The sequence below is a fragment of the Corynebacterium bouchesdurhonense genome (assembly GCF_900078305.2).
In the GTDB taxonomy this organism is placed as follows: domain Bacteria; phylum Actinomycetota; class Actinomycetes; order Mycobacteriales; family Mycobacteriaceae; genus Corynebacterium; species Corynebacterium bouchesdurhonense.
The window spans coordinates 529,260-554,543 of record NZ_LT546028.1 but is presented as its reverse complement, the minus strand read 5'-3'; the positions used below and the strand labels follow the sequence as shown (position 1 = coordinate 554,543).

Sequence of the window (25,284 nt, the reverse complement as noted above, 5' to 3'; positions counted from 1 at the left end):
GGCTACTCCTCATCCTCGGAGCCGGCCTCGGGCCCGGACTCGCCGTCGGCGGCCTCGGCGTCGCCCGCGCCGGACGCATCGGTGATGCCGGACTCGATCGGGTCGTCGTCGCTCCACTGCTCGCCGGAGACACCCAACCGGGCCTCCTCGAGGGTCTTCTGGCCGGTTGCCACGGCGGTAGCCTCCTCCTCGCCCTCGTCCTCCACGTTGCGGTCGATGGCCAGCAGCTCCACGCCGTCTCCAAGGTCCACCAGGCGCACGCCCATGGTGGCGCGCGAGCTCGGGCGGATCTGGTTGACCTCGGTGCGGATCACGCCGCCGGCGGAGGTGATGGCAAAGATCTGGTCCTCCTCGGACACGGCCAGCGCGCCGATGAGCTTGCCGCGCTTCGGAGTGTACTTGAACGTCATCACGCCCATGCCGCCGCGGCCCTGCGGGTTGTACTCCTCAATCGGGGTGCGCTTGCCGTAGCCGCCGGAGGTGGCCACCAGGATGAAGTCGCCGTCTTGCACCACGGTCATGGCCAGCAGCTGGTCATCGTCGCGGAAGCGCATGCCCTTCACGCCGGCGGTGGCGCGGCCCATCGGGCGCAGCTGCTCGTCGTCCGCGGTGAAGCGGATGGCCTGGCCCTGCTCGGAGACCAACAGCAGGTCGTCCTCGTCGCCGGCGAGCGCCGCGCCGATCAGGGCGTCGCCCTCGTTGAGGTTGATGGCAATCAGGCCGGCGGAGCGCGCGGACTCGTAGTCGGTCAGGCGGGACTTCTTCACGCGGCCGTCACGTGTGGCCAGCACCAGGTAGGGCGCGTCGGTGTAGCTCTTGATCTGGATTACCTGCGCGATGCGCTCCTCCGGCTGGAACTCCAGCAGGTTGGCTACGTGCTGGCCGCGAGCGGTGCGGCCCGCTTCCGGCAGCTCGTAGGCCTTGAGGCGGTACACGCGGCCGAAGTTGGTGAAGAAGAGGATCCAGTCGTGCGTGGAGCAGATGAAGAAGTTCTTCACCACGTCGTCCTGCTTCAGCTCGGCGCCGCGCACGCCCTTGCCACCGCGTTTCTGGCTCTTGTACGCGTCCACCTTGGTGCGCTTGGCGTATCCGGTGGAGGTGATGGTCACCACCACGTTCTCGCGGGCGATGAGGTCCTCCTCGGTCACGTCGCCGGTGGCGGCCACGATGCGGGTGCGGCGCTCGTCGCCGTGCTTGTCCACAATCTCGCGCAGCTCGTTGCCCACAATCTCCCGCTGCCGCTCGGGCTTGGCCAGGATGTCCTTGTAATCAGCGATCTGCTTCTCAATCTCGGCCAGGTCGTCCACGATCTTCTGGCGCTCCAGGGCCGCGAGGCGGCGCAGCTGCATCGCCAGGATCTCGTTGGCCTGGATCTCGTCGACGTCGAGAAGCTCAATGAGCCCCTGACGCGCATCGTCCACGGTGGCGGAGCTGCGGATGAGCGCGATGACCTCGTCGAGGGCGTCGAGCGCCTTGACCAAACCGCGCAGGATGTGGGCGCGCTTCTCGGCCTCGTCCAGGCGGTACTGGGTGCGCCGGACGATGACCTCGATCTGGTGCTTGACGTAGTACCGCAGCATTTGATCGAGGCGCAGGGTGCGCGGTACGCCGTCCACGATGGAGAGCATGTTGGCCGGGAAGTTCGTCTCCAGCGATGAGTGCTTGTACAGGTTGTTCAGCACCACACGCGGCACGGCGTCGCGCTTCAGCGTGACCACGATGCGCATGCCCACGCGGTCCGAGGACTCGTCCTCGATGGTGGAGATGCCGGCCATCTTGCCGGCGGTGACCTGCTCGGCGATGGAGTGGATGAAGTTGTCCGGGTTGACCTGGTACGGCAGCTCGGTGATGACGATGAGCTGGCGGTTGCCCACCTCCTCAATCTCCGTCACGCCGCGCATGCGGATGGAGCCGCGGCCGGTGGTGTAGGCGTCCTTGATGCCCTGGTCGCCCACGATCAGGCCGGCGGTGGGGAAATCGGGACCCTTCACGCGCTCCATCACGGCGTCGAGCGTGGCCTGCTCGTCCGCCTCGTGGTTGTCCAGGATCCAGTAGATCGCCTCCGCCAACTCGTTCAGGTTGTGCGGCGGGATGTTGGTGGCCATACCCACGGCGATCCCGTTGGAGCCGTTCATGAGCAAGTTTGGCACCCGCGAGGGCAGCACGGCCGGCTCCTGGGTCTTGCCGTCGTAGTTCGGCGCGAAGTCCACAGAGTTCTCGCGGATGTCGCGCACCATCTCCATGGCCAGCGGCGTCATCTTGCACTCCGTGTAACGCATGGCGGCCGGGCCGTCATTGCCCGGGGAGCCGAAGTTACCCTGGCCGTCCACCAGCGGGTAGCGCATGGACCACGGCTGGGCCATGCGCACCAAGGTGTCGTAAATGGCGGAGTCGCCGTGCGGGTGGTAGTTACCCATCGTGTCCGCCACCGGCTTCGCGCTCTTCACGTACGAGCGCTCGGGGCGGTAGCCGTTGTCGTACATCGCGTAGATGATGCGGCGGTGCACCGGTTTCATGCCGTCGCGCACGTCCGGCAGCGCGCGGCCCACGATCACGCTCATGGCGTAATCGATGTAGCTGGTCTGCATCTCCTCGTTGATGTCGATGGGCTGGATGCGGTCGAAGCCCTCGCCGTCTAGCGTGTCGTCGCTCATGTGCTGCCTTTCTTGTTAGTCACAGGCCATTCTAGCGGCCCGGGAGCGTCGGTAAGCTGCCCGCCGCGATACCACTTTGGTATCGTTTTTCCCATGGCTATGACGCTGCGCCTCAGCGCGGACGAGGACAAAGCGCTGGTGCTGCTCGCCTCCGCGTGGGGCTGCTCCAAGCAGGAGGCCGCCCGCCGCGCCGTGGTCTTAGCCGCCGCCCGCATGCTGGACACCGCCGAGGTGCAGGCGCTCGCCCGCGACATCGTGCCCGAATACCGCGCCACTGAGGCCCGGATCCGGCAGGCCCGCGCATGAGGCCGCTCACCCCGGAGCAGGTGCTCGCGGTCGCGGACGAGTTCTGCGCCGCGCGCGGTGTACACGTGCGATCGTTTGGGGCCCTCGCCGCCTGCGCCGCCGTGCCCGGTGCGCGCATCCACGGGGTGCCGGTGTGTGGCTCGCCGCGGGAGGGGGCTTTCTTGCTTTTCGACGCCACCGTGCGCCTCAAGCCCCTCACCGACCACAACCAAACCTTCGCCGCCGTACTCCGGGACACCTACCTGCGCTGGTGCGACGGGTGAAGCCCCGCCCGCGCCCAGTACCGCTCGCATAAGATATGGGTGTTCTCGTCCCCCGACGCCCCGAGGTTCCCATGACCTACGCTGCCCCCCGCCGCACCGCCCACGCGATCACCGCCGCCGCGCTCGCGGCCGCGCTGACCTGTACCGCCGCCCCCGGCCCCGCCCACGCGCAGAGCGCGGCCGGCGAGCTGCTCACCGGCTCCAGCCGCGGCAGCTCGACGGCGCCCGAGCACCCCAACCCCGAGTCGCTCGACGTCCCTGCCCCGCCGGCACTCGGCAGCGCGTACACCGGCAGTGCGCCGCTGACCATCGCTATCGCGCTGGCTCTCACCGCCGGGGCGGGCCTTTTGGTGGTGGAAGCCACGCCGCCGCTGCGCGAGGCCAGGGACCAGCTAGCCGCCCAGGCCGCCCAGGCCCTCGCGACGGCGCGGAACCTGCCACTCCCCCCGGTCGCGCTCCCGCGCACCGCGTGATACTGTTGTGCCCGTTGTGGTTACAGTGGCTCGTGTGATTCGTGTGACTGTGGTGGAAGAATCGCGACGCCGCGAAGCGGTCCCCCGGGGCCGCTTTTTTCATGCCCCCCGGCCGCCCCGCCCACCGCGACGTACACTGCGACGTACACCGCGACGTACACTGCGCCCATGACTGATCTATCTGCCCTCCTCAACGCCGGCAACCGCGAAGGCCTAGTGGCGGACCTCACCGCCCTAGCCGAGAAGACCGTGTCCAACCAATCCGGGCTGACGGCCATGGCACTCAAGTCCGCCGTCGCCGCCGGCAAAAAAGCGGACCCGAACGCCATCCCCAACGGCATCAACCAAGCCCTGCCGCAGCTGGTCAGCGAATTGCAGCCCTTATTCGACCGCTACGAATCAGGCAACGCGGCCAACTTCGGCGCTTTCCTCTCCTCCCGCGGCGGCGAGGTGGTGGAGAAGCTCCTTAACGCCGTCGACGCCTCCACGGACCAGATGCCCGGCCCCGCCAAGGCGGCGTACTCCACCCTGCGCGGCAAGGCCGCAGGCGTGATCGAGCCGGTGCTCCCCGAGTTCGGCCAGATCATCGAGCGCCACCTCTAGACGTCCAGGAAGCGAACGTCCTTCGCCTTGCGGGTGATGAAGCTGCGGCGCGCCGCCACGTCGTCGCCCATGAGGATGGAGAACAGCTCGTCGGCGCGCTGCGCGTCCTCGAGCTCAACGCGCCGCAGGATGCGGGTCTCCGGGTCGAGCGTGGTCTCCCACAGCTCCTTGGCGTTCATCTCGCCGAGGCCCTTATAGCGCTGGATGCCGTCATCGGTGTTGATCTTGCGGCCCTCCTCCAGGCCCGCCGCCAGCTGCTCGTCGCGCTCGCGGTCGGAGAACGCGTAGCCCGGCTCGCCCTTCGCCCACTTCAGCTTGTACAGCGGCGGGTTGGCCAGGTACACGTGGCCCTGCTCGATCAGCTCCGGCATGAAGCGGAACAGCAGCGTGAGCAGCAGCGTCGCGATGTGCTGGCCGTCCACGTCCGCGTCCGCCATCAGCACGATCTTGTGGTAGCGCAGCTTGTTGATGTCAAATTCATCGTGGATACCCGTGCCCAGCGCGGTGATGATCGCCTGCACCTCGGCGTTCTTCAGCACGCGGTCCATGCGTGCCTTCTCCACGTTTAGGATCTTGCCGCGCAGCGGCAGAATCGCCTGGTGCATCGAGTCGCGGCCGCCCTTGGCGGAGCCGCCCGCGGAGTCACCCTCCACGATGAAGAGCTCGCTTTTCGACGGATCCTTCGAACGACAATCCGCCAACTTACCGGGCAGCCCGCCCAGGTCCGTGGCCGACTTACGGCGCACCAAGTCGCGGGCCTTCCGCGCCGCTTGGCGCGCCTGCGAAGACGCCACGGCCTTGTTAACAATGACCTTCGCCTCGGCCGGGTTCGCGTCGAACCAGTCCGCCAGGTTCTCGTTCACCGCGCGCTGCACGAAGCCCTTGATCTCCGTGTTACCCAGCTTGGTCTTGGTCTGGCCCTCGAACTGCGGGTCCGCCACGCGCACCGAGATCACGGCAGCGAGGCCCTCACGGCAGTCATCGCCCGTGAGGTTGGGGTCCTTGTCCTTGATCAGCTTGTGCTCGCGCGCGTACTTGTTCATCAAGCTGGTCAGGGCCGCGCGGAAGCCCTCCTCGTGGGTGCCGCCCTCGTGGGTGTTGATGGTGTTGGCAAAGGTGTGCACCGACTCCTTGTAGGAGCCGTTCCACTGCATGGCGATCTCCGCCTCGTGCTCCTTGCCCTTCTGCTCGAAGCCGATGATGGTCGGGTGGATGGCCTGCTTGTTCTTGTTCAGGTAGCCAACGTAATCGATCAGGCCGTCCGGGTAGTGGTAGGTGACCTTCTTCTCGCGCTTCTTCTTCGTCTCGGGCGCGACCTCGTCGGCCGAGTCCGGCGCGGGGGTGTCCACCTTCTCGGACACGGTCTCGTCGTCGAAGGAGACCTCGCCGATCGCGGCAGCGGTGTCGCCCTCTTCCGCGATGGCCTCCAGCTCGAGCTCCTCATCGGTGGCCCGCTCGTCCTTCAGGGTGATGGTCAGGCCCTTGTTCAGGAACGCCATCTCCTGCAGGCGCCGGGAGATGGTGTCGAAGCTGAACTCCACCGTCTCAAAAATCTCCGGGTCCGGCCAGAAGCGGATCGTGGTGCCGGTGCCGCGGGCGTTGCCGCCCTCCACCAGCTCGTCCGGCACGGCGCCCTCGAAGTTCTGGATCCAGTGCTTGCCGTCGCGCTTGATGTCCGCCTCGACGCGGGTGGACAGGGCGTTGACCACGGAAATGCCCACGCCGTGCAGGCCGCCGGAGACGGCGTAGGACTCGGAGTCGAACTTGCCGCCGGCGTGCAGCTGCGTCATCACCACCTGCACCGTCGGCGCGCCAGAGGGGTGCATCTCCACCGGGATGCCGCGGCCGTTGTCCACGACCTCCACGCCGCCGTCCGCCAAAAGCGTCACGTCCACGCGGTCCGCGTAGCCCGCCATCGCCTCATCCACCGAGTTGTCCACGACCTCCCACACCAGGTGGTGCAGGCCGCGCACGCCGGTGGAGCCGATGTACATGCCTGGGCGCTTGCGCACGGCCTCGAGGCCCTCCAGGATGGTGATCGATGAGGCGTCATAGTGCGGTTGTTGCTCGGCCACGGAAGCGGTCACTCCTCTTTTGTTCGGGCCCCACCCGCCGCGGGGGCGCTGTGAGGCGATCTAACCCGCTTCATCTTACACCCCAGAGGGGTCATACACCGCAGCGGTAAAGGCAGCGAGAGGGCGTTTCTCGCGCTGTTTTCGCGGTGCGGGCCCCCGCGCCCGACTCGCCTACCCGTACGTGTCGCGGGGGCCGCGGCCCTTCACGTGGAGAGCGCCGTAGCGCCAAGACTTCGTCTTCGGGCCGTAGATGTGCAGCTTGGTCACCACGTCCGGACCCACCTTCGCCGCGATGGCCGAGAGCACCGTGGCCTGCATGTACTTCATCTGGGTTGCCCAGGCGGTGGTATCGCAGGAGACGTGTACCTCGCCCTCCTTGATCATCTCCACGGTGGTGTGCTGGGCAATCTTGGCACCCACCAGGGTCTCCCAGTTGCCCATCACCCAGCCGTAGGCCATGTGCTCGGTCCAGTCGCGGCGACGGATCTCCCTGCCCATTAGGGAGGCGAAGGAGTCGACCTTGTACCCGCGCGGCAGGGCCCGGCCGTCCAGGCCGGTCGGGCGGCCGCGGCGCGGGCGGGGGGTGGCGGTGGAGGGTGCGTCGACAAGCGAAAGCCCCGGTACGCGTACCTCGTTGGCGGCGCTGCGCAGCGGCGTCACCGGGCGTCCCTGGCGGGAGAGGTCAGGAAGGCGGCCGCGGCGGCGCGCCATGTCGCGCACCGTAACGAAGGTGTCACGCACCAAGTCGCTCAATGCCGCTCACCCCCTCCTCCATGTGCACCTGGTAGCGGGCGGACACGGCATCATCCAGGTTGCCGGGCAAATCGTCGCCCACCGCAGCCGTGATCAGGACCTGCTCCGCACCCTCCGCCACGTGCACCAAGCGCTCGCGGCGCTTGGCGTCCAGCTCGGCGAAGACGTCGTCCAGAATCAGCACCGGGTCCGACCCCGCCGCCGCCAACAGCTGATACTCCGCCAGGTGCAGGGCCAGGGCGTAGGACCAGGTCTCGCCGTGGGAGGCGTACCCGCGCGCGGGCGCGTCCCCCAACATCAGCACCAGGTCGTCGCGGTGCGGGCCCACCAGGGTGGTGCCCCGCTCGATCTCCTCGCGGCGGCGGCGGCCCAGCTCGGAGAGCATCGCGGCCTCGAAGATCGCCGGGTCACGCACCCGCTCCCCGCCCGCCAGCTCGCGCACGGCGGCGTCGAGGGTGGACTTAGCGCGGATGGAGGCCGGGCGGGATTCCGGCGCAACCGCCGCGTAGGAGGAGGTGGTCGGCTCGGCGAGGGCGTCGATAAGCAAAAGGCGCGCGGCGATGAGCTGGCTCCCGTGCGCGGCGAGCTGGGCGTCCCACACGTCGAGCGTGGTCAGCGCGCTCCCCCCGGCCTCGTCCTCGTATCCGCGGCGCAGCGCCGCGCTCGAACTCCGGAGCAGGGCGTTGCGCTGGCGCAGGACCTTCTCGTAATCCGCGCGTACGCCTGCGAGCCGCGGGGTTTGCAGCGCCAGCAAGTCGTCCAGGAAGCGGCGGCGCTCCTGCGGCTCGCCGTTGACGAGGCGCAGGTCTTCCGGCGAGAACATCACCGTGCGCAGCACGCCAAGCAGCTCGCGGGGGGATTTCAGGCGGGTGCGGTTGATCTGCGCCTGGTTGGCTCCCTGCGCGTTGAGCAGCAGGTGCGTGGTCAGCGCCCGGCCCCCGTTGACAGTGGTGGCGGAGACGCGGGCGTTGCTCTTCCCTGCCCCCACCAGCGGGCCGTCCCCCGAGACCCGGTGGCTGGACAGGGTGGAGGTGTAGCGCACCGCCTCGACGATATTGGTTTTGCCGTGACCGTTGCGGCCCGCGAACACGGTGACCCCGGGCTCAAGCTCCAGGTGGAGCTGCGCCCACGAGCGGAAATCCCGCAGGTCCAGTTCGGCGACGTACACCGGTTGCCCTAGCCAGGCAGGCGCACCGGCATGAGCAGGTACGTGAAGTGCGTCTCCGGCGTGGGGAACGTACCGTCCGCGGCCGCCTCCGGCAGCTCCGCGGGCTCCGGAATCATGATGGCCGGACGCGATGCCTCGGTGAAGCCGAACATCACGCGGTCCGTGTCAATGACCGAGAGACCGTCGCGCAGGTAGCCGGCGTTAAAGGCGATGAGCAGCTCATCCGCGCCGGTAAAGGCGGCGGGGATGGTCTCCTGCGCCTCGCCCGAGTCCGCGCCGGAGGCGTGGAGCGCCAGCTCACCGTCGCTAAAGTGCAGGCGGATCTGCGCGTTGCGGTCCGCCACCAGGGAGACGCGGCGGATGGACTCCAGCAGCGGCGCGATCTCCACGCTGGCGATGGAGCTGTGCGCCTTCGGCAGTAGCGGCGCCACGTTGGGGAAGTCCGCGTCCAGCATGCGGGTGGTGGTCTCCCGGGCGCCGGAGTGGAGGCCGAAGAGCCCGTCGCCGCCGATGTTGCCCGCGCCGCCCACGGCGATCTCCACCGGGTCATCGATGTGCGTGTCCAGCGTGCGCGCCGTGTCCAGCAGCGTCTTCGCCGGGATGAGCAGCTTGGCCTGCACGTCCGGCGAGACCGGGTTCCACTCCAGCGAGCGCACCGCGAGGCGGAAGCGGTCGGTGGCGGTGAGCTTCAGGTGGTTGCCCTGGACCTCCATGTGGATGCCGGTGAGCATGGGCAGCGTGTCATCGCGGCCTGCGGCGGCGGCCACCTGCGTCACGGCGCCGGCCAGGGCGGCCGGCAGGATGCTGCCGGTGACCTCAGGGAGGGCGGGGAGCTGCGGGTAATCGTCCAGGCTCATCAGCGGCAGCTCGAAGCGGGCGGCACCGCCGCGCAGCTTCATCTTGGACTGATCGGTGGTCACCTCCACCGGCTTGGCGGGCATGTTGGACACGATGTCCGCCAGCAGCTTGCCGGCTACGGCCACCCGGCCTGGCTGGTCCACCTCGGCGCCGATACGCACCCGGCTCGAGACCTCATAGTCAAAGCCCGCGAACTCCAAGCCGTTGTCGTCCGCCGTGATCACCACTGCGCGCAGCACCGGCTGCGTGTTCTTGGTGGGCAGGCTGCGGGCCACCCAAGCGACGGCCTCCGCCAGGTCATCCTTGTGTACGCGGAATGACACGGCGGTATCGCCGGTGCTCTCTACCATGGCGCGCGGGCCCCCTTGAGATCTCAGCTGGGATCACTGCGTGATCGTTGTAATTACCGTTCTCACTCTAGGCAAGCGGGTCCGTTTTTTCTAAGCGCTCGTCACCGGCGCTTTGGGCCCCGATCCGGTCTTAAGGGGCGGCCGACGGGCCGGGTGTCCACACGCTCTCTTTCTCCTAGAGGAATTACAAGTTAAAGAGTGGGTAACAACAGTAGGTGTTGTGGAGTCTGTGGATGACCCTCTTCCGCTCGAGCTCAGCCCGGTGATTCGGGGTGGGGAGCGGTGTGTGGACGGGTTGGGGATAACCGGGGCCGGGCTGTGGACCGTTTTGGCGCCGGCGCGTAATTACACATTTTCCGCGCTGTTTCCCACCGGTTTCCCACACCCAGGCTGAGAGTTGTCCCCACGTGCGGCGCGGCTGTGGAAAACAGCCGATGTGGCCGGCCTCACGGAACTACGCGGCTGTAATTACACAGCTGTGGAGAGGGCTGTGGAAAGGCCCGGGTGGGTAAAGAAGGGCACCCCCCTACCGCATCCGGGCGCGGTTCTTCACCAGCTGCGTGAGTTCCTGGATCTCGTCGTAGGTGCCGCGGTTCTCCGCGATCTCCTTGCGGATCTTGCGGTCCGCGTACATCACCGTGGTGTGGTCCTTGCCGCCGAACTCGTCGCCGATCTTCGGCAGGGACAAGTCCGTCAGCTCACGGCACAGGTACATCGCTATCTGGCGGGCGTGCGCCACGTTGCGGGTTTTGCCCGCGCCGGTGAGCTGGTCCACGGCCACGTGGAAGTACTCGGCGGCGGCGTCCTTGATGGTTGCGGCGGTGATGTTCACGTCCGCCTCGTCCGGGAGGATGTCGCGCAGCGCCACCTGGGCCACGTCCATGGTGATCGGCTCGTTGATCAGGGAGGAGTAGGCCGAGACGCGGATCAGCGCGCCCTCCAGCTCGCGGATCGAGGACTCGAACTGGGAGGCGATGAGCTCGAGTACGTCGTGGCTGACTTCGGTGCCGTCCGCCGCCGCCTTCTTCAGCAGGATGGCGATGCGCGTCTCCAGGTCTGGCGGTTGGATGTCGGTGATCAGCCCGCCCTCGAAGCGGGTGCGCAGGCGGTCCTCCAGCGTGGTCAGCTGCCGCGGCGGCCGGTCGGAGGAGAGGATGATCTGCTTGTTCTGCTGGTGCAGGGCGTTGAAGGTGTGGAAGAACTCTTCCTGCGTCCCCTCCTTGCCCTCGAGGAACTGGATGTCATCCACCATCAGGATGTCCAGGTTGCGGTAGCGCCGCTTGAATGATTCCTGCCGGTCATCGCGCACCGAGTTGATGTAATCGTTGGTGAACTCCTCCGAGCTCACGTACTTGATACGCAGCGAGGGCTGCAGCACCCGCGCGTAGTTGCCAGCGGCGTGAAGTAGGTGAGTTTTGCCCAGGCCCGAGCCGCCCCAGATAAACAGCGGGTTGTAAGCGCGGGCAGGGTTCTCGGCCACGGCCACGGCGGCGCCGTTGGCGAAGCGGTTGGAGGAGCCGATGACGAAGTTCTCAAATGTGTACTTCGGGTTCAGGCTCGCCTCGCGGTCTGGGTCGTGCGCGGGCTTCTCGCGGTGGATGCGCTGCGGGACCGTGGGGTGGGGGCTTTGATTGCTTGTCGACGCCCCCTGTGCCCGCCCCTGCCCCGCATGCAGCTGCGCCAACTCGTCCAGGCCCATCGGTATTTGCTCGCCAACCTGCGGGTATGGGCTTGAGACGGCCGCGCTGCGCTCCAGGGGCGACTGGGTGGACAGCCAATCCTTTTCCTCCGCGGCCGGCGCGGCGGGGGCGGCGGGCGCCTGCTCAGCCGGCGCCGCGATGGAGACGGCCAGCGCGAAGGGCGTGCCGAGGCGGCTGTGCAGCAAGGCGGTGATGTGGGGCGCGAGGGACTCCTCAATCACCGTCTTGGCCGCCGCGTGGGGCGCGGAGAGCAGCACGTAGCCGTCTACCAGCACCACGGGGCTGACCAGCTGCAGGTACGCGCGCTGTTGGTGGGTCAGCGTGGGCACCGAGGAGTTGGGTCGCTCGGAGAGCTGCAGCAGCTCGCTTACAAGGTCGCGCCACAGTGCCTCGAGCTTTTGGTCGGCCACTCCCCGCTCCCTTCCGCAGGTTGCGCGCCAGCCGCTCGGGCCGGCACTGATCGATCGTCAAAACTACTTCGCAGTGAATCCCAAGAATTCCCTGGGTTTCCACAACGGCGGTGGACGCTTTCGGGCGCCTCACCTTGTGTTCCACAGCGTTATACACAGCTGTGGATGACTCTACAACGACGAGTTATCCACAGTGATCTCCGCGTCTGTGGATAAACCGGTGATGGGTGTGAAACTCGTTCTACCTGCCGGTTTAGGCCGGTATCGGGCAAAGTCTCAACCATTACTTCACAGTTATCCACAGCCGGTGGGGATCGCGGCGTGTGACATTGTGGTGTTGTGTCATTCGTACCGCGTCTGACCTCGCGGTGCGTAGTCGCGGCCTCGGAAATTCCTGTGAGCACCCCTGTGGACACGCGCCCGCGTTCGAACAGCCGTTCCGCCGCCGCGGTGCGCGCCCGGGCGCACCCGCTGGCCGCCCCGGCGATTTGGCCCCCCACCTGCCAAAAAGCACAGGCGTGTAATTCCGGGGGTGGCCCCGGGGTGGGCGCCTGTGGCGGGGCCGGAACGCGCCGCGGCGATTTGTCCGAGCCGGGCGAAATCACGTACTCTAGTGAACGTCTGCCACACCAGTAGCAACTCACGGAGCAACCGGTGTGCTTGAGAGCACCACCTGTGCAGTGGACCGGGCCGCCCCCCAGGGCGAGGCCGCGCGGGAGGTGCATGCGAACGTTGAACGCAATCTCACATCCACGTTTCATCACCGGGACGGCCTCTGCCCCGGGAGGGTGTCGGCGCACGAGCCGCCGGCACTCGCTGGCCGTCGCATACGTTTAAGGAGTACTTCCGTGTCGAAGCGGACCTACCAGCCGAACAACCGCCGCCGTTCCCGCAAGCACGGCTTCCGCGCCCGCATGCACACCCGCGCCGGCCGCGCCATCATCTCCGCGCGCCGCAAGAAGGGCCGCGCCAAGCTCAGCGCATAGCCGCTGACCGGAGACCGGTGCTACCCCGCCCACACAAGCTCACCTCCTCCGCGGACTTCCGCCGCGCGATGAGGAAGGGCTCGCGGGCGGGGTCTTCTGCGCTGGTGGTGCATGTCTACGCGCGCGATGATCTCGTGGTGCGCGGCGGACCCCGCTTCGGGCTCGTGGTGTCCAAGCAGGTGGGCAACGCGGTCATGCGGCACGCCGTGTCGCGGCGGCTGCGGGAGGTGGTTCGGGGGAGCGTCGACAAGCTTGCCCCAAACCACGATGTAGTGGTGCGGGCCCTGCCGGCCTCCGCCGCGGCAACCACCGCGGAGCTTGAGCGCGATTACGCGAGCGCCCTCAACCGGGCCCTGAAGAAACTGCCCTGAGGAAGATGCAGTGAGCTACTACAACTTCCTGGGCGAAGAGATCCCCGCCGCGCGCGGTCCGGTAGCGAAGGCGCTGGTGGCGCTCGTGCGCGGTTACCAAAAGTACCTCTCACCCCTTAAGATGAGTGGGAGCTGCCGTTTCATGCCGGTGTGCAGCGCCTATGCACTGGAATCCGTGTCTCGGCACGGCGCGCTGCGCGGCGGTGCGATGGCCGCGGCGCGGGTGTGCAAGTGCGGCCCGTGGCACCCCGGGGGCTTCGACCCCGTGCCGGGCAGTGCGGCGGGCGTCGGAAGCGGCGCGGAAACGGCTGAACCTGTGAGCGACGAGGAGTAACACCGCAAAGTGCTGAATTTCATCTATTGGCCGATCTCGTGGGTGCTGAAGTTTTGGCACAACGTCTTCGGCTACATCTTCTCCCCCGAGTCGGGGGTGTCCTGGATCCTCGCGATCGTGTTCCTCACGTTCACGGTCCGCATCTTCCTGGTTAAGCCGATGGTCAACCAGATGCGCTCCATGCGCAAGATGCAGGAGATGCAGCCGCGGATGCAGGAGATCCGCGAGAAGTACAAGAACGACCAGCAGAAGATGGCCGCGGAGACCCAGAAGCTGTACAAGGAGATGGGCACCAACCCGTTCGCCTCCTGCATCGTGCCGCTGGTGCAGATGCCGGTCTTCCTCGGCCTCTTCCACGTGCTGCGCTCCTTCAACCGCACCGCCGGCCCGAACCAGCCGGGTTTGAGCGTGGAGCAGAACCGCGAGATTGCAAACTACGCGTTCCAGCCGCATGACGTGCAGTCCTTCCTGGACGCGAACTTCCTCGGCGTGCCGCTGTCCGCCTACATGTCTATGCCCGAGGAGGCCTTCGCGGCGTTCACCGGCGTGGACCTGACGCGCGGCCACATCATCGCGGTGTGCCTCCCGCTCGTGCTCATCTGTGCGGTGTTCACGCACCTCAACGCTCGCTTCTCGGTGGACCGCCAGAAGGCCCGCCGCGCCTCCGGCAAGACCGCCGCGCCGCAGGGCGAGCAGGCCGCCATGATGGAGGCCCAAATGGGCATGATGAACAGCATGATGCTGTGGATCATGCCGATCATGATCGTGGCGTCCGGCATGCTCTGGCACATCGGCCTGCTGTTCTACATGCTGTCCAACAACATCTGGACGTTCTTCCAAACCCGCATCGTCTACAACAAGATGGACCAGGAGGAAGAGGAAGAGGAGGAGCGCAAGCGCGAGGCCAAGCGCGCCACCGCCCCCGCCGTCGGCGCCCGCAAGGTGGACAAGCGCTCGAAGAAGCAGCGCAAGCAGGGGCAGTAGCTTTTCGACGCTCCCTTTCACCCAACCCGCATCCCCGCCAGCCGGTGATGCGGGTTTTTCGCGCTCGGGCTCGGGCGTTTACTAACATCGGTGTCGTTATCCACCCGCCCTGCCGCGAGAAGGAGTGCACAGCCGTGTCAGACGAGATTCCCCAACTTGCCAGGGAGGTGTTCGGCGACCGCGCTGAGCTGGCCGCCGCCTACCACCGCTCCCTCGCCACCACCGCGGCCGAGCGCGGCTTCATCGGGCCCAAGGAGGTGGACCGCCTGTGGGAGCGCCACATCCTCAACTGCGCCGTGATCGGCGAGGCGTTCGAGGACGGCATCCGCATTGCGGACATCGGCTCCGGCGCCGGGCTGCCGGGTGTGCCGCTTGCGATCGCGCGGCCGGACCTGAAGGTGACGCTCATCGAGCCCCTGCTGAAGCGCTCCACCTACCTTTCCGAGGTGAAGGAGGAGCTCGGCCTGGACAACGTGACCGTGGTGCGCGGCCGGGCGGAGGAGCAGCAGGGCGGGGCGTTCGACGCGGTGACCTCGCGCGCCGTCGCGCCCTTGGGCAAGCTCGCCCGCTGGTCTCTGCCGCTGGTGCACCGGGGTGGGGCCATGGTGGCGATGAAGGGGGCGTCGGTAAGCGAGGAGCTCGAACGCGACGCGGCGGACATCGCCGCGGCCGGCGGCGCTGACGCGGAGATCTTCACCGTGGGTAAGGCGCTGGAGCAGCCCACTACCCTGATCCGGATCGTGAGGAGGTAGGTCGTGACCCGCGTGATCACCGTGGCCAACCAGAAGGGCGGCGTGGGTAAGACCACCACTAGCGTGAACATGGCGGCCGCCCTGGCCCGGCAAGACAAAAAGGTGCTGGTGGTGGACCTGGACCCGCAGGGCAACGCCTCCACTGCGCTCGGCGCCGAACACACCTCCGGCACCACCTCCAGCTATGAGGTACTTATCGGCGAGGCGGCGCCGGTGGACGCGATGCAGCCGAACCCGGAGAACGGCAACCTGTTCTGCATCCCCGCCACCATCGACCTGGCGGGAGCGGAGATCGAGCTGGTGTCCATGGTGCGCCGCGAATACCGCCTGCACGACGCGCTGCGCGAGGGCTTTCTGGCAGAGCACGGCTTCGACTACGTCTTCATCGACTGCCCGCCGTCCCTGGGCTTGCTCACCATCAACGCCATGACGGCGGTGGACGAGGTGCTGATTCCCATCCAGTGCGAGTACTACGCGCTCGAGGGCGTGGGCCAGCTGCTTGGCAATATCGGCATGATCCGTCAGCACCTGAACCACAACCTGCACATTTCCGCCGTGCTGTTGACGATGTACGATGCGCGGACCCGCCTCGCCTCCGAGGTGGCGGGTGAGGTGCGCGGGCAGTTCGGCGAAGTGGTGATGAAGAACGTGATCCCGCGCTCCGTGAAGGTGTCGGAGGCGCCCGGGTACGGGCAGACCGTGATCGACTACGACCCGGCCTCCCGCGGCGCTATGGCGTACTTCGACGCCGCCCGCGAGCTGGACGGGCGCGGGGATTACCAGCCGCACGCCAGTACCGGGCCGATCGGGGTGAGCCCCGAGGTGGCCGCCCAGCTGGACGGCGCGTACGGCGAGCCAGGCACAGGTGCAGACGCAACAGAGGGTGAGGAGTAGACCATGGCACAGGAACGCAAGGGCGGGCTCGGCCGCGGGCTGGCGGCGCTGATCCCCTCCGCCCCGGCGGAGATGGATACGTCCGGCAAGACCGGCGGCATCGGGGGCGGCGCCTCAGACATCATCTTCGGCAAGGCGGACTCCGCGAAGCAGTCCCGCGCCGAGGAGTTCTGGCAGGCCGAGAAAGGTGCGCGCGAGCAGGGTGCGCGGGAGCAGGGTGCGCGCGAGCGGCAGTCGAAGCCCCGGCCCAAGGGCGCGCCCCAGGTGGGCGGGCCAGTGCCGGGCGCGCCGACCGTGGCGGCGAGCGAGCGCAACGTGATGCAGCCGGTGCCCGTCGGTGGCGCGCGCTACCAGGAGATCCCGGTTGGGCAAATCATCCCCAACCCCAAGCAGCCGCGCCAGGTCTTCGACGAGGACGAGCTCGACGAGCTGGTGCACTCCATCCGCGAGTTCGGGCTGCTGCAGCCCATCGTGGTGCGCGACACCCGCGAAGGCTTCGAGCTGATCATGGGGGAGCGCCGCTGGCGCGCGTCCTCCAAGGCAGGGCTGAAGTACATCCCCGCGATTGTCCGCGACACTTCGGACGAGGACATGCTCCGCGACGCGCTGTTGGAGAACATCCACCGCGTGCAGCTCAACCCGCTCGAGGAAGCGGCCGCCTACCAGCAGCTGCTGGAAGAGTTCGGCGTCACCCAGGAGCAGCTGGCGGACAGGCTCGGGCGCTCCCGCCCGGCCCTCACCAACTCCATCCGCTTGCTCAACCTGCCGGTGTCGGTGCAGCGTCGGGTGGCGGCTGGGGTGCTCTCGGCCGGCCACGCCCGCGCGTTGCTGGGCGTCAAGCTCGGCAGCGACACCCAGGCAGCGCAGGACCAGCTCGCCGAGCGCATTGTCAAGGAGGGACTCTCTGTCCGCGCGACCGAGGAGGCCGTGACGCTCCTCAATCGAGGCGGCAAGCCGGAGGACAGGCCGAAGCGCGATCCGGCTCCGCAGCCGGAGTTCCTCTCCACCGCCGCCGAGCGCTTGGCGGACGCGTGGGACACCAAGGTTTCCGTCTCCATGGGCAAGCGCAAGGGCAAGATCGTGGTCGAGTTCGGCGACCGTGACGACCTTGAGCGCATCATGGGCCTCATCCAGCCCGGCGCTGATTAAATCACGCAGATGTAATCCATCGCGCAGCGTTCGGCTACACTTCAATTCATGCGCACCGACGAGATCAAGCAGCTCATTAAGCAGGGTGAATCCCTGAGCATTGCATTCGCTCGCCGCATCTCGTCGGCATATATCAATGAGCGCCGCGTGATTGAAATAATGGCTTGCTTGGCCAACGCCGAGGGCGGCACGCTGCTCATTGGCGTGGACAGTGATGGGAACGTCTCGGGCTGCTACCCGTTCCACGGGGACTACACGGACCCGGCGCAGCTCGCCGCGGCCATTTTCCGGCAGACGTCGCCGGGGCTGCCGGTGGACGTAACCGTCGCCGAGGTAGACGGCCGCGAGGTGGTGGCCATCCACGCCCACCCCCAGCCGAGCCCCGTTGCCACCAAGTGGGGCGTGTACCGCACCCGTCGCCTCAACGCGCAGGGCGCGCCGGAGTGCGCCGGCATGGAGCCCGCCTACCTCTTCACCCGCTACCGCGACGCGAACGGGATGGATTGGGCGCTCTCCCCCGCCGGTGGGGCCTCGATGGAGGACCTCGACCCGCGCGCGATCGCCGCCTACCGGGCGATGGTGAAGGACGAGCGGCTTCGCTCGCTTTCCGACGCCCCCTTGGTCCGCGCGCTCGGCTTCCTGGACGACTCAGCCGAGCCGGTGTCCCTCGGGGCGGTCGCGCTCTTCGGCACTGCGGAGGCCCTGCGCCGTCACCTCCCCCACCACCAGCTGACGGTGAGCGACCGCCGCGGCACCCCGCGGACGGTGCGCAGCAGCGCGCCGCTCGCCCCGATGCTCGCGGACCTAAGGCGCAACGAGGAGTCGCTGGGGGCCGCGTTTCCACTGGTAGTCAACGCGTTGGTGCACCGGGACTACTTCATGCCGGGGGCGGTCTACGTGGCGCTGGACGGGGACGGAGCCCGGGTGAGCAGCCCGGGCGGCGCGCCGCGCGGCGTGGACCTGGAGGCGGCTGCGGCCGGCACGCCCACCTACGCGCCGCGCTCGCTCTACCTGGCCACGGCCCTGGCGCGCACCGACGTGATGCCGGGCGCGGGCGAGGGGCTCGCAGCGGCCGGGGCGGGTCGCGTCTCCTTCGCCGGCACGCACGAGCAGGGCGTGGTGGCGAGCGTGGAGTGGGCGGGGTCGAAGGGGGCGAAGGCCGCGAAGGGGGCGTCGACAAGCGTTGCGCACCCGGCGGGCACGAACGAGGAGCGGGCACTTGCCGCGGTGCGCGCGATCGGCGAGGCGGGGGCCTCGAGCAGCGAGGTGGCCGAGCGCGCGGGCCTCAGCAGCCAGCAGGCCTACCGGGCGCTGCGCAAGCTTGTGAGCGCCGGGCTGGTCCGCCGCACCGGCGAGACGCGGATGACCAGGTACCTGCCCTAGGCGCGTTCCTGGGCCAGGAGGTCGGTGAACTTGTAGGTGCCGGTTGGCTGGTCGTCCATGTCCATGAGGTAGAGGCGCTTCACCGCCACCACGATGGCCTCCGCTATCGCGTCGCGCTGGTCTGGGTCGGTGATCACCGACACGTCCTCTGGGTTCGACACGTAGCCCGTGACCACCTCCACCGAGGGCATCCTGGTCAGGCGCAGCATCTCCCAGGTGCGGGCGTGGTTGCGGCAGTTGCGCAACGGCGTGCGGGCCGCGATCTCGCGCTGGATGTAGCCGGAGAGCGTCTCCCCGGTCAGCGACGAGGTGCCCAGCTCCGAGCCGAAGTAGAAGGTGGCCACGCCGTTGGCCTTGTCGTTGGGGTAGCGGTCCAGCTTCAGGGAGATCACCACGTCCGCGTCGAAGCTGTTGGCCAGGTCCGCCCGCGCCTTGGCCGAGGGGTTGTCACCCCGGGGACGCGAGAGGATCGTCTCCATTCCGGCCGCCACCATTCGCCCCTCCACGCGCTGCGCGAGGTCCCAGAGGATCTCCTCCTCGTAGATCTCGCCGTAGCGGCCGCGCACCGCGTCCCCGCGCTCCGCGCCGCCGAGCGCCGGGTCGATTACCACGCGCTTGCCGGTCAGGTTCGGGCCGGCCTGGCGCACGTGCTCGCGCTCGCGGATGGCGTGGGCGGAGCCGCCGGTGATGCGCCGGCCGAGCAGGCTCAGCGCGCGCAGCGTGTCCGGGCCGCACACCCCGTCGTCCTCCAGGCCCGTGTCCAGCTGGAAGTTGGCCAGGGCCTCGTGGGTGTGGGGGCCGAAGCGACCGTCCACCCGGCTGGAGTAGAAGCCCAGCTCGTGCAGCTGATTCTGCAGCTGGCCCACGTCGTCGCCCACCAGCCACTGGTTGGGCTGGTAGCTCAGCACGCGGGCGCCGAGGGTGTATGAAGCCTCCCGCAGCTCGCGCAGCGTCAGCTCGTCAATCTCCCCGGTGGGTACGATGCCGCGGGACTGCTGGAAGGCGCGGAGGGTGTCGGCCAACGTGTCGTCGAAAAGCATCTCGCTCTTCGAAAACCCCTGGGAGCGGTAGTCGACGCTGCCCTCGTAACCCTCGATCAGGCCGAGGCGGGCGAGGGCTATGCGGACCTCGGCCACCCGTGGGCTCGAGTCACCGGCGCGGAGTGTGTCTCGCACCATGCCCCCTTTCAGGAAGGTTATCGCGGAATCTATCCAGTATAGAAGGTTAGGCGTGGGCCTGGACGCGCTGGAGGATCTCGTTCTTCGGGCGCAGGCCCACGAACTCGTCCACCTTCTTGCCGTCCTTGAACAGCAGCACGGTGGGGATAGACATGACCTGGAACATGGCGCCGAGGGTGCGCTCGTTGTCCACGTTCACCTTGGCCACCTTCACCTGGCCCTCCAGCTCCTGGGCGATCTCATCCAGCAGCGGGGAGAGCTTCTTGCACGGCCCGCACCACTCGGCCCAGAAATCCACCAGCACCGGCGTGCTGGACTCGATCACCTCGGACTTGAAGGTGCCCTGGGTGACGTCGATTGGTGCGCTCATGGATGCTCCTTTGTGTGCGAATAGTCGGCCCCTACTTTAGCCCCCCTAGAGCGAAGCGATGTAGTGCTGGGCATCCAGCGCGGCGCGGCAGCCGGAGCCCGCGGCGGTGATGGCCTGCTGGTACGTCTTGTCCACCAGGTCGCCGCACGCGAACACACCCGGCACGCTGGTGCGGGTGCTGGGCTCATCCACCTGCACGTAACCGGCCTCGTCCACGGCCACCTGGCCCTCGAGGAAGCCGGAGCGCGGGTCGTGCCCGATGGCCACGAACATGGCGGTGGCGTCCAGCACGCTGCGCTCGCCCGTCTCCGTGTTGAGGATGTTCAGCCCGGCAACCTTGCCGCCGCCGTCTATCACGGACTCCACCACCGAGTCGGTGAGGAACTCGATCTTCTCGTTCTCGCGCGCCCGCTCAAACATGATCTTCGAGGCGCGGAAACGCTGGCTGCGGTTGATCAGCGTGACCTTAGAGGCGAACTTGGTCAAAAACGTGGCCTCCTCCATGGCGGAGTCGCCGCCGCCCACCACGGCGATGTGGTGGTCCTTGAAGAAGAAGCCGTCGCAGGTGGCGCAGGTGGACACGCCGTGGCCGGTCAGCTCGGCCTCGCCCGGCACCCCCAGGTGGCGCGGGGCGGCGCCGGTGGCCAGGATGACGGCCTTGGCGCGGTACTCGTCCCCGCCCACGTAGACCTTCTTCACGTCCCCGGAAAGGTCCACGCGGTCCACCAGTTCGGAGCGCAGGTCCGCGCCGAACTTCTCGGCCTGGGCGCGCATCTCCTCCATCAGGTCCGGGCCCATGATGCCGTTTTCGAAGCCGGGGAAGTTCTCCACCTCAGTGGTGTTCATCAGCTCGCCGCCGTACTCGAAGCCCTCGAAGACCAGGGGCGCGAGCTCGGCGCGCGCGGCGTAGATGGCGGCGGTGTAGCCGGAGGGGCCGGAGCCAACGATGATCACGTCGTGCACGCGGCCGTCGTCCTCCTGGGCGGCTGCGGTGGTGGGCTGGGCGGCTGCGGCGGACGGCTGGATGCCGCCGCCGAGGGTGATAAAGCCTGGGTTGGTCATGCGGCTAGTGTAGCGGCCTGCGCAACTACCCCTCCGCGATCGCCGCCGCGACGCTCTCGCGGGCTCGGTGCCTGCGGGATTTCACGGTTCCGGGCCGCACGCCCAGGCGCTCGGCGGCGCCCTCGACGCTCATGCCGTAGACGTCGATAAGCACGAGCGCCTTGCGCTGCGCCGCAGGCAGCGTGGCCACCGCCTGGCGAAGGGCGAGGAACTGCTCCACGGAAGCGGTCGGGTCGTGCGCCAACAGCCGATTGGAGTCCGGCGAGACCGCATCGTGGTCGTCGTAGCTGATCACCCCGCCGCCGCGCTCGAGGCGCCGCTGGTGGTCCAGCGCGGCGTTGATCACGGTGCGGTGCAGCCAGGTGCTCAGCTTCGCCTCGCCGCGGTAGGTGTGCATGCTTTTCGACGCCCGCAGCAGCGCCTCCTGCACAATGTCCTGGGCGTCCTGCTCGTTGCGCGCGTAGTTGCGCGCCACGTAGTACATCCGCTGGCGGTGGCGGCGCACGATCACAGTGAACGCGCGCGTGTCCCCCGCCACGTAATCCGCGGCCAGCTGCCGGTCGGTGCGGTGCGGCATTGCTCCCCCTTGTCTCCCCCGGGCGTTACTCGCCCTTACTTTGCCGCGCCGCGCGCCCCCCTGCCCCCTTTCGGGCGCGCACTTCAGTGCTCACCCGCGTTGCGTGTACCCGATTACTGAGACCTCCCGCAGCTCGGCCGCCTCATCTGCCGGGAACGCCAGGAGCACCGCCGTGATCTCCTGCGCCGCGTCCGCGCCGGTCGGGGCCGCATCGATGTTGTTCTGGCCCGCGTGGAGGGTGCCCTCCGCGAGGACGGGCAGCGAGCCCCCCGCGAGGGCGGCGACTGGGTCGTCCGCCACGCCCGCGGGCAGGCCGAGGACTTGGTAGGGCGTGGCGGAGGAGGCGTCGACAAGCACATGCTCTAGGGCGAAAGACTCCCCCGAGCGGGGCCGCAGGAGCAGGGTGCTGCCGGGCGGGGCGGTGAAGGTGGTGGCGGTGTCCCCGTCCGCGACGTGCGCGACGGGCCCGGTCGGCGGGGTGTCGGGGGCATCGGGGGCAACGAGCAGCTGCGCCTGCAGTGGGCCGATGACCACGGGCAACGCGCGCGACGTTGGGGTCTGCGAGCCGGCGGTCTGCGTGACGCCCTGCACGGACTCCTGGTTCACGGGGCCGCTGGTGTCGTCGCCGGAGATGAAGCCCACCAGGTAGGTGGTCAGCGCGGCGATGGCCACCACCGACGCCACCGCGAGCGCCGTGAGCGCCACCACTGTGATCGGGCGGTAGCGGCGGGCCCCGAAGCCGCCCCGCACCTCGGCGGGCTCGCGCGGCTCCTCCGCGGGCTCGAGGTGGTCGAGGCGGATGATGGTCGAACCGCCCGCGGGGCGTGCCGGCGCGGCGGCGGTGACGGTGCCGGGCAAGTTGGCCTCGCGGCGCAGCGCTGCCTGGATGTCGCGGAAATCGTGCGGTTCGATGGCGCCCGCGTCAACCAGCGCGCGGGTGTTTTGCACCAGCTCGTCGAGCGCGCGGGAGTTCACGTTGGCCGTGAGCACTCCCAGCGCGGAGGCAAAGGCGGAGGCGTCGCGGGCGGCGGTGGACTCCGGCAGCACCGCGGGGAACGCCACGCGCACCTTGCCGTCGGTGTCCACGCGCAAGCGCTGGCGGTTGTCTAGGCCCACCGGGACGTCGCTCGAGTGCGCCGCGGCGAGCGCCCCGGCGAGCGGGGCGAGCGCGTTGGCCACCGCCTCGGTGTGCAGCGTCTGGCCGCTCTCCGCGACCGCCTTCAAGGCGGTGCCCTCCACCCAGTCCGCCACGATCAGCGCGCCCGAGCGGTAGGACAGCACCTCGATATTGTCGGCGATCGCGGGATGGTTGAGTTTGGCCAGCTTGCGGGTCCTGCGCGCCACGCCGGCGGCCTCGATGGCGGCCTCGCGCGGGCTGGCCGGCATGAGCGGGGAGGCGCCGGTGGTGTCCACGAAGGTGAGGGCCACGGGCCTGCCGGTGGCCACCTCGCGCGCCTGCCAGAAGCGGGCGCCGGTGGTGGCGCCGTGATCGCGGATGAGGCGGAAGCGCCCGTCCGAGACGAGCGCGCCAGGCACGAGCCGCGGCCCGCGCACCACGCCGGCGGACAGGGGCGGCGGCACCGGGGAGGCGTTGAAGGTGTCGGAGGCGAGGAACTGGTTGGACACGTCGCGGGGGTCAACCACGCCCGTGTCCAGCGCCAGCTCCTCGTCCGGGCTGATCAGGCGGTTCAGGCCCGGGATGCGGGCCAGCGCGCCGGCAAGGTTCTGCACCTCCGGCAGCTTCGAGCGCGACAGCACTAGGCCGGTCACGGCCACGAAGACGGTACCTAGCAGCGCCACCTCGATGAGCAGACCCAGAGACGGGGCGCCGATCAGCTCCGCCAGGGCGCGGGCGAGGTCCACCCCGGCGGCGTCGCGAAGCAACCAGCGCAGGCCGAGGGTGAGCGCGATGCCCACCAGTCCGGCGCCGATCGCCCAGGCGGAGGTGCGCAGCACCGAGCGGACCTCGAGTGTGCCCAGCTTGTGGCGCAGCAGCTGCCCGCCGATGAGCGCGCCGGCAACGAAGCCGAAGCCGTTGGCAGCGCCCAGGAGCACCACTACGTGCTCGGGGCTGTCCGCCACCATTGGGGCGAGGTAAGACAGCACGACCTTGGTGCCGGTGATGCCGGCGATGATGAAGGTGGGCGTCCACGCTTCCTCGCGCGCGTAGAAGACGCGCAGGTGCAGCATCACCAGCGCGTACGGGATCAGGGTGAATGCGGAGAACGCGATGGTTAAGCCCAGGGTGTCGGCAGCCTCCGGGTCGAAGGATCCGTAGGCGAACAGGGCGCGGCCGATGTCCGGGCCCAGCGCCGACATGAAGATGATGATGGGTATCAGGGCGATGAAGGTGAGCTTCGTGCCCATGGTCAGGTCATCCACCACCGCCTTGTCGTCGCCGTCCGCGGCGTTGCGGGACAATCGCGGCATGATAGCGGTGAGCAGGGTGACGCCGATGATGCCGTACGGCATCTGCAGCAGCATCCAGTGCTGCTGGTAGATGATGGGCGCGGCGGCATCGGCGTTGGCGGCGATGCGGGTGGTGACCACGTAACCGAGCTGGCTGATGGCCACGTACGTGATAATCGCCAGGGCCATCCCGCCGAACTGCTTCAGGCGCTCGTCGATGCCCCACAGCGGCCGCAGGTCGATGCCCAGCTTCTTCAGTGCCGGCAGCATGATCAGGCACTGCACCACCACGCCAAGCGTGGTGCCGACGCCGAGCAGGAGCACGTGCGGATTGCTTATCGACGCCGGCGCCGCGGGGTTCAGGCTCCCCGGCAGCGCCATGTACGCGACCAGCACGGCGATGGAGACCAGGTTGTTGGCCACCGGCGCCCACGCGCCCGGCCGGAAGTGCTCCTTGGTGTTGAGCACCGCCATGAAGAGGGAAAATGTGCCGTAGAAGAAGATCTGGGGCAGCAGCAGGTACGCGAACGAGGTGGTTTGGACGAGGTTGACCTTGGAGTCCTCGTCCACCATCAGCTCCGCGAGCAGCGGGGCACCGACGACGGCGAGCAGCGTCACGGCCGTCATCAGGGTCAGCGTGAGGGTGAACAGCCGCCGGATGAAGGCGGCGCCGTGGTCCGCGTCCTCCTTCTCCGCGCGCACCAGCACCGGCACCACCAGGGCCGTGAGCACAGAGCCGAGCACGATCTCCGTGATCAGGTTGGGCAGCGTGTTGGCCGTGTTGAAGGCCGAGGCGACCGCCGGGCCCAGCGCCGCGCCGATGAGCACGGTGCGGATGAAGCCGGTGATGCGCGAGATCAGCGTGGCCACCGCCATCGAGCCGGTGGCGCGCACCACCTCCTCGTTCGACGTGCCCTCCTCGCCAGGGCGGCCCGCCCCCGCACCGCCGCCCGCGGCGTCCACGGCGGTGGCGGCCGCGGCCTGCGCGGCGGCCTCGCCCTGGGCGCTCATTGCCCCGGTGGCGGTGGTTTCCGCCGGGACCGGCGGCGCGATAGTCTCACCCTTGGGGCTGGTGGTGAGCAGCGAGCGGTCGGGCTTGCCCCCCTCGGCGCGGGCCGCATCGGGCTTGGGGGTGCGCGGCACCGGCACGGGCGCGGGCGGCGCCGGCTCGACAATGCGGCGGCGCAGGCCAGCGCGCTGCTTGTCCGGCTGTGTCACGTCG

At 68.5% G+C, this 25,284-nt stretch carries 23 protein-coding genes; 12 read left to right on the top strand and 11 right to left on the bottom strand.

Annotation, left to right across the window (positions count from 1 at the left end; genetic code table 11):
• Nucleotides 1-2: 2 nt before the first annotated feature.
• Complete coding sequence (gene gyrA / locus BN4252_RS07290) at nt 3-2,654, bottom strand: DNA gyrase subunit A (protein ID WP_066528274.1); 2,652 nt, start codon at nt 2,652-2,654, stop codon at nt 3-5.
• A gap of 93 nt (nt 2,655-2,747) precedes the next feature.
• On the opposite strand from gyrA, the gene BN4252_RS07285 reads away from it, so the two are divergent.
• The 4 genes from BN4252_RS07285 to BN4252_RS07270 all read left to right on the top strand — a co-directional run bounded on the left by BN4252_RS07285 (nt 2,748) and on the right by BN4252_RS07270 (nt 4,299).
• A complete protein-coding gene (locus tag BN4252_RS07285) occupies nt 2,748-2,960 on the top strand; it encodes a CopG family transcriptional regulator (RefSeq protein ID WP_066528264.1) in 213 nt (70 codons plus the stop codon).
• Nucleotides 2,957-3,223: a TetR family transcriptional regulator gene (locus tag BN4252_RS07280; RefSeq protein ID WP_066528262.1), complete on the top strand. Its 267-nt coding sequence runs from the start codon at nt 2,957-2,959 to the stop codon at nt 3,221-3,223. The genes BN4252_RS07285 and BN4252_RS07280 overlap by 4 nt, the downstream gene beginning before the upstream one ends.
• A gap of 71 nt (nt 3,224-3,294) precedes the next feature.
• Nucleotides 3,295-3,696: a hypothetical protein gene (locus BN4252_RS07275; protein WP_066528260.1), complete on the top strand. Its 402-nt coding sequence runs from the start codon at nt 3,295-3,297 to the stop codon at nt 3,694-3,696.
• A gap of 168 nt (nt 3,697-3,864) precedes the next feature.
• On the top strand, nt 3,865-4,299 hold the full coding sequence (locus BN4252_RS07270; RefSeq protein WP_066528259.1) for a DUF6918 family protein: 435 nt from the start codon (nt 3,865-3,867) through the stop codon (nt 4,297-4,299).
• On the opposite strand, the gene gyrB is transcribed toward BN4252_RS07270, so the two are convergent.
• The 5 genes from gyrB to dnaA all read right to left on the bottom strand — a co-directional run bounded on the left by gyrB (nt 4,296) and on the right by dnaA (nt 11,613).
• On the bottom strand, nt 4,296-6,374 hold the full coding sequence (gyrB, locus tag BN4252_RS07265) for a DNA topoisomerase (ATP-hydrolyzing) subunit B (RefSeq protein WP_066529307.1): 2,079 nt from the start codon (nt 6,372-6,374) through the stop codon (nt 4,296-4,298). The two genes, BN4252_RS07270 and gyrB, sit on opposite strands and share 4 nt — an antisense overlap.
• A gap of 171 nt (nt 6,375-6,545) precedes the next feature.
• Nucleotides 6,546-7,085, bottom strand: a complete 540-nt coding sequence (locus BN4252_RS07260) for a DciA family protein (protein WP_078056864.1) — start codon at nt 7,083-7,085, stop codon at nt 6,546-6,548.
• Nucleotides 7,086-7,107: 22 nt separating this feature from the next.
• A complete protein-coding gene (gene recF / locus BN4252_RS07255; RefSeq protein ID WP_066528246.1) occupies nt 7,108-8,295 on the bottom strand; it encodes a DNA replication/repair protein RecF in 1,188 nt (395 codons plus the stop codon).
• Between the two features lie 8 nt (nt 8,296-8,303).
• Complete coding sequence (gene dnaN, locus BN4252_RS07250) at nt 8,304-9,503, bottom strand: DNA polymerase III subunit beta (RefSeq protein ID WP_066528241.1); 1,200 nt, start codon at nt 9,501-9,503, stop codon at nt 8,304-8,306.
• A 526-nt stretch (nt 9,504-10,029) separates the two neighbouring features.
• On the bottom strand, nt 10,030-11,613 hold the full coding sequence (dnaA, locus tag BN4252_RS07245) for a chromosomal replication initiator protein DnaA (RefSeq protein ID WP_066528237.1): 1,584 nt from the start codon (nt 11,611-11,613) through the stop codon (nt 10,030-10,032).
• A gap of 848 nt (nt 11,614-12,461) precedes the next feature.
• On the opposite strand from dnaA, the gene rpmH reads away from it, so the two are divergent.
• From rpmH to BN4252_RS07205, 8 genes are all read left to right on the top strand, one after another.
• Complete coding sequence (rpmH, locus tag BN4252_RS07240) at nt 12,462-12,599, top strand: 50S ribosomal protein L34 (RefSeq protein WP_066528234.1); 138 nt, start codon at nt 12,462-12,464, stop codon at nt 12,597-12,599.
• 17 nt (nt 12,600-12,616) lie between these two features.
• Entirely contained in the window at nt 12,617-12,970 is a 354-nt protein-coding gene (gene rnpA / locus BN4252_RS07235; protein ID WP_066528231.1) for a ribonuclease P protein component, read from the top strand.
• A gap of 10 nt (nt 12,971-12,980) precedes the next feature.
• Nucleotides 12,981-13,304, top strand: a complete 324-nt coding sequence (gene yidD, locus BN4252_RS07230; protein WP_066528227.1) for a membrane protein insertion efficiency factor YidD — start codon at nt 12,981-12,983, stop codon at nt 13,302-13,304.
• 9 nt (nt 13,305-13,313) lie between these two features.
• Entirely contained in the window at nt 13,314-14,288 is a 975-nt protein-coding gene (yidC, locus tag BN4252_RS07225; RefSeq protein WP_066528224.1) for a membrane protein insertase YidC, read from the top strand.
• 134 nt (nt 14,289-14,422) lie between these two features.
• Entirely contained in the window at nt 14,423-15,040 is a 618-nt protein-coding gene (gene rsmG, locus BN4252_RS07220) for a 16S rRNA (guanine(527)-N(7))-methyltransferase RsmG (RefSeq protein WP_230208602.1), read from the top strand.
• Between the two features lie 3 nt (nt 15,041-15,043).
• Nucleotides 15,044-15,934: a ParA family protein gene (locus BN4252_RS07215; RefSeq protein WP_066528219.1), complete on the top strand. Its 891-nt coding sequence runs from the start codon at nt 15,044-15,046 to the stop codon at nt 15,932-15,934.
• Between the two features lie 3 nt (nt 15,935-15,937).
• Nucleotides 15,938-17,083, top strand: a complete 1,146-nt coding sequence (locus BN4252_RS07210; RefSeq protein WP_066528217.1) for a ParB/RepB/Spo0J family partition protein — start codon at nt 15,938-15,940, stop codon at nt 17,081-17,083.
• A 48-nt stretch (nt 17,084-17,131) separates the two neighbouring features.
• Nucleotides 17,132-18,466, top strand: coding sequence for an RNA-binding domain-containing protein (locus BN4252_RS07205; protein WP_066528214.1), 1,335 nt, complete (start codon nt 17,132-17,134; stop codon nt 18,464-18,466).
• On the opposite strand, the gene BN4252_RS07200 is transcribed toward BN4252_RS07205, so the two are convergent.
• The 5 genes from BN4252_RS07200 to BN4252_RS07180 all read right to left on the bottom strand — a co-directional run bounded on the left by BN4252_RS07200 (nt 18,463) and on the right by BN4252_RS07180 (nt 25,280).
• Nucleotides 18,463-19,641, bottom strand: coding sequence for an N-acetylmuramoyl-L-alanine amidase (locus tag BN4252_RS07200; protein ID WP_316244774.1), 1,179 nt, complete (start codon nt 19,639-19,641; stop codon nt 18,463-18,465). The genes BN4252_RS07205 and BN4252_RS07200 overlap by 4 nt on opposite strands.
• Nucleotides 19,642-19,690: 49 nt before the next feature.
• Complete coding sequence (trxA, locus tag BN4252_RS07195; protein WP_066528208.1) at nt 19,691-20,014, bottom strand: thioredoxin; 324 nt, start codon at nt 20,012-20,014, stop codon at nt 19,691-19,693.
• Between the two features lie 45 nt (nt 20,015-20,059).
• Nucleotides 20,060-21,076: a thioredoxin-disulfide reductase gene (trxB, locus tag BN4252_RS07190; protein ID WP_078056826.1), complete on the bottom strand. Its 1,017-nt coding sequence runs from the start codon at nt 21,074-21,076 to the stop codon at nt 20,060-20,062.
• Between the two features lie 25 nt (nt 21,077-21,101).
• The gene (locus BN4252_RS07185; RefSeq protein WP_066528207.1) at nt 21,102-21,653 is read right to left on the bottom strand and encodes a sigma-70 family RNA polymerase sigma factor; all 552 of its coding nucleotides are present in this window, start codon (nt 21,651-21,653) and stop codon (nt 21,102-21,104) included.
• Nucleotides 21,654-21,743: 90 nt separating this feature from the next.
• Entirely contained in the window at nt 21,744-25,280 is a 3,537-nt protein-coding gene (locus tag BN4252_RS07180; protein ID WP_066528206.1) for a murein biosynthesis integral membrane protein MurJ, read from the bottom strand.
• Nucleotides 25,281-25,284 lie beyond the last annotated feature (4 nt).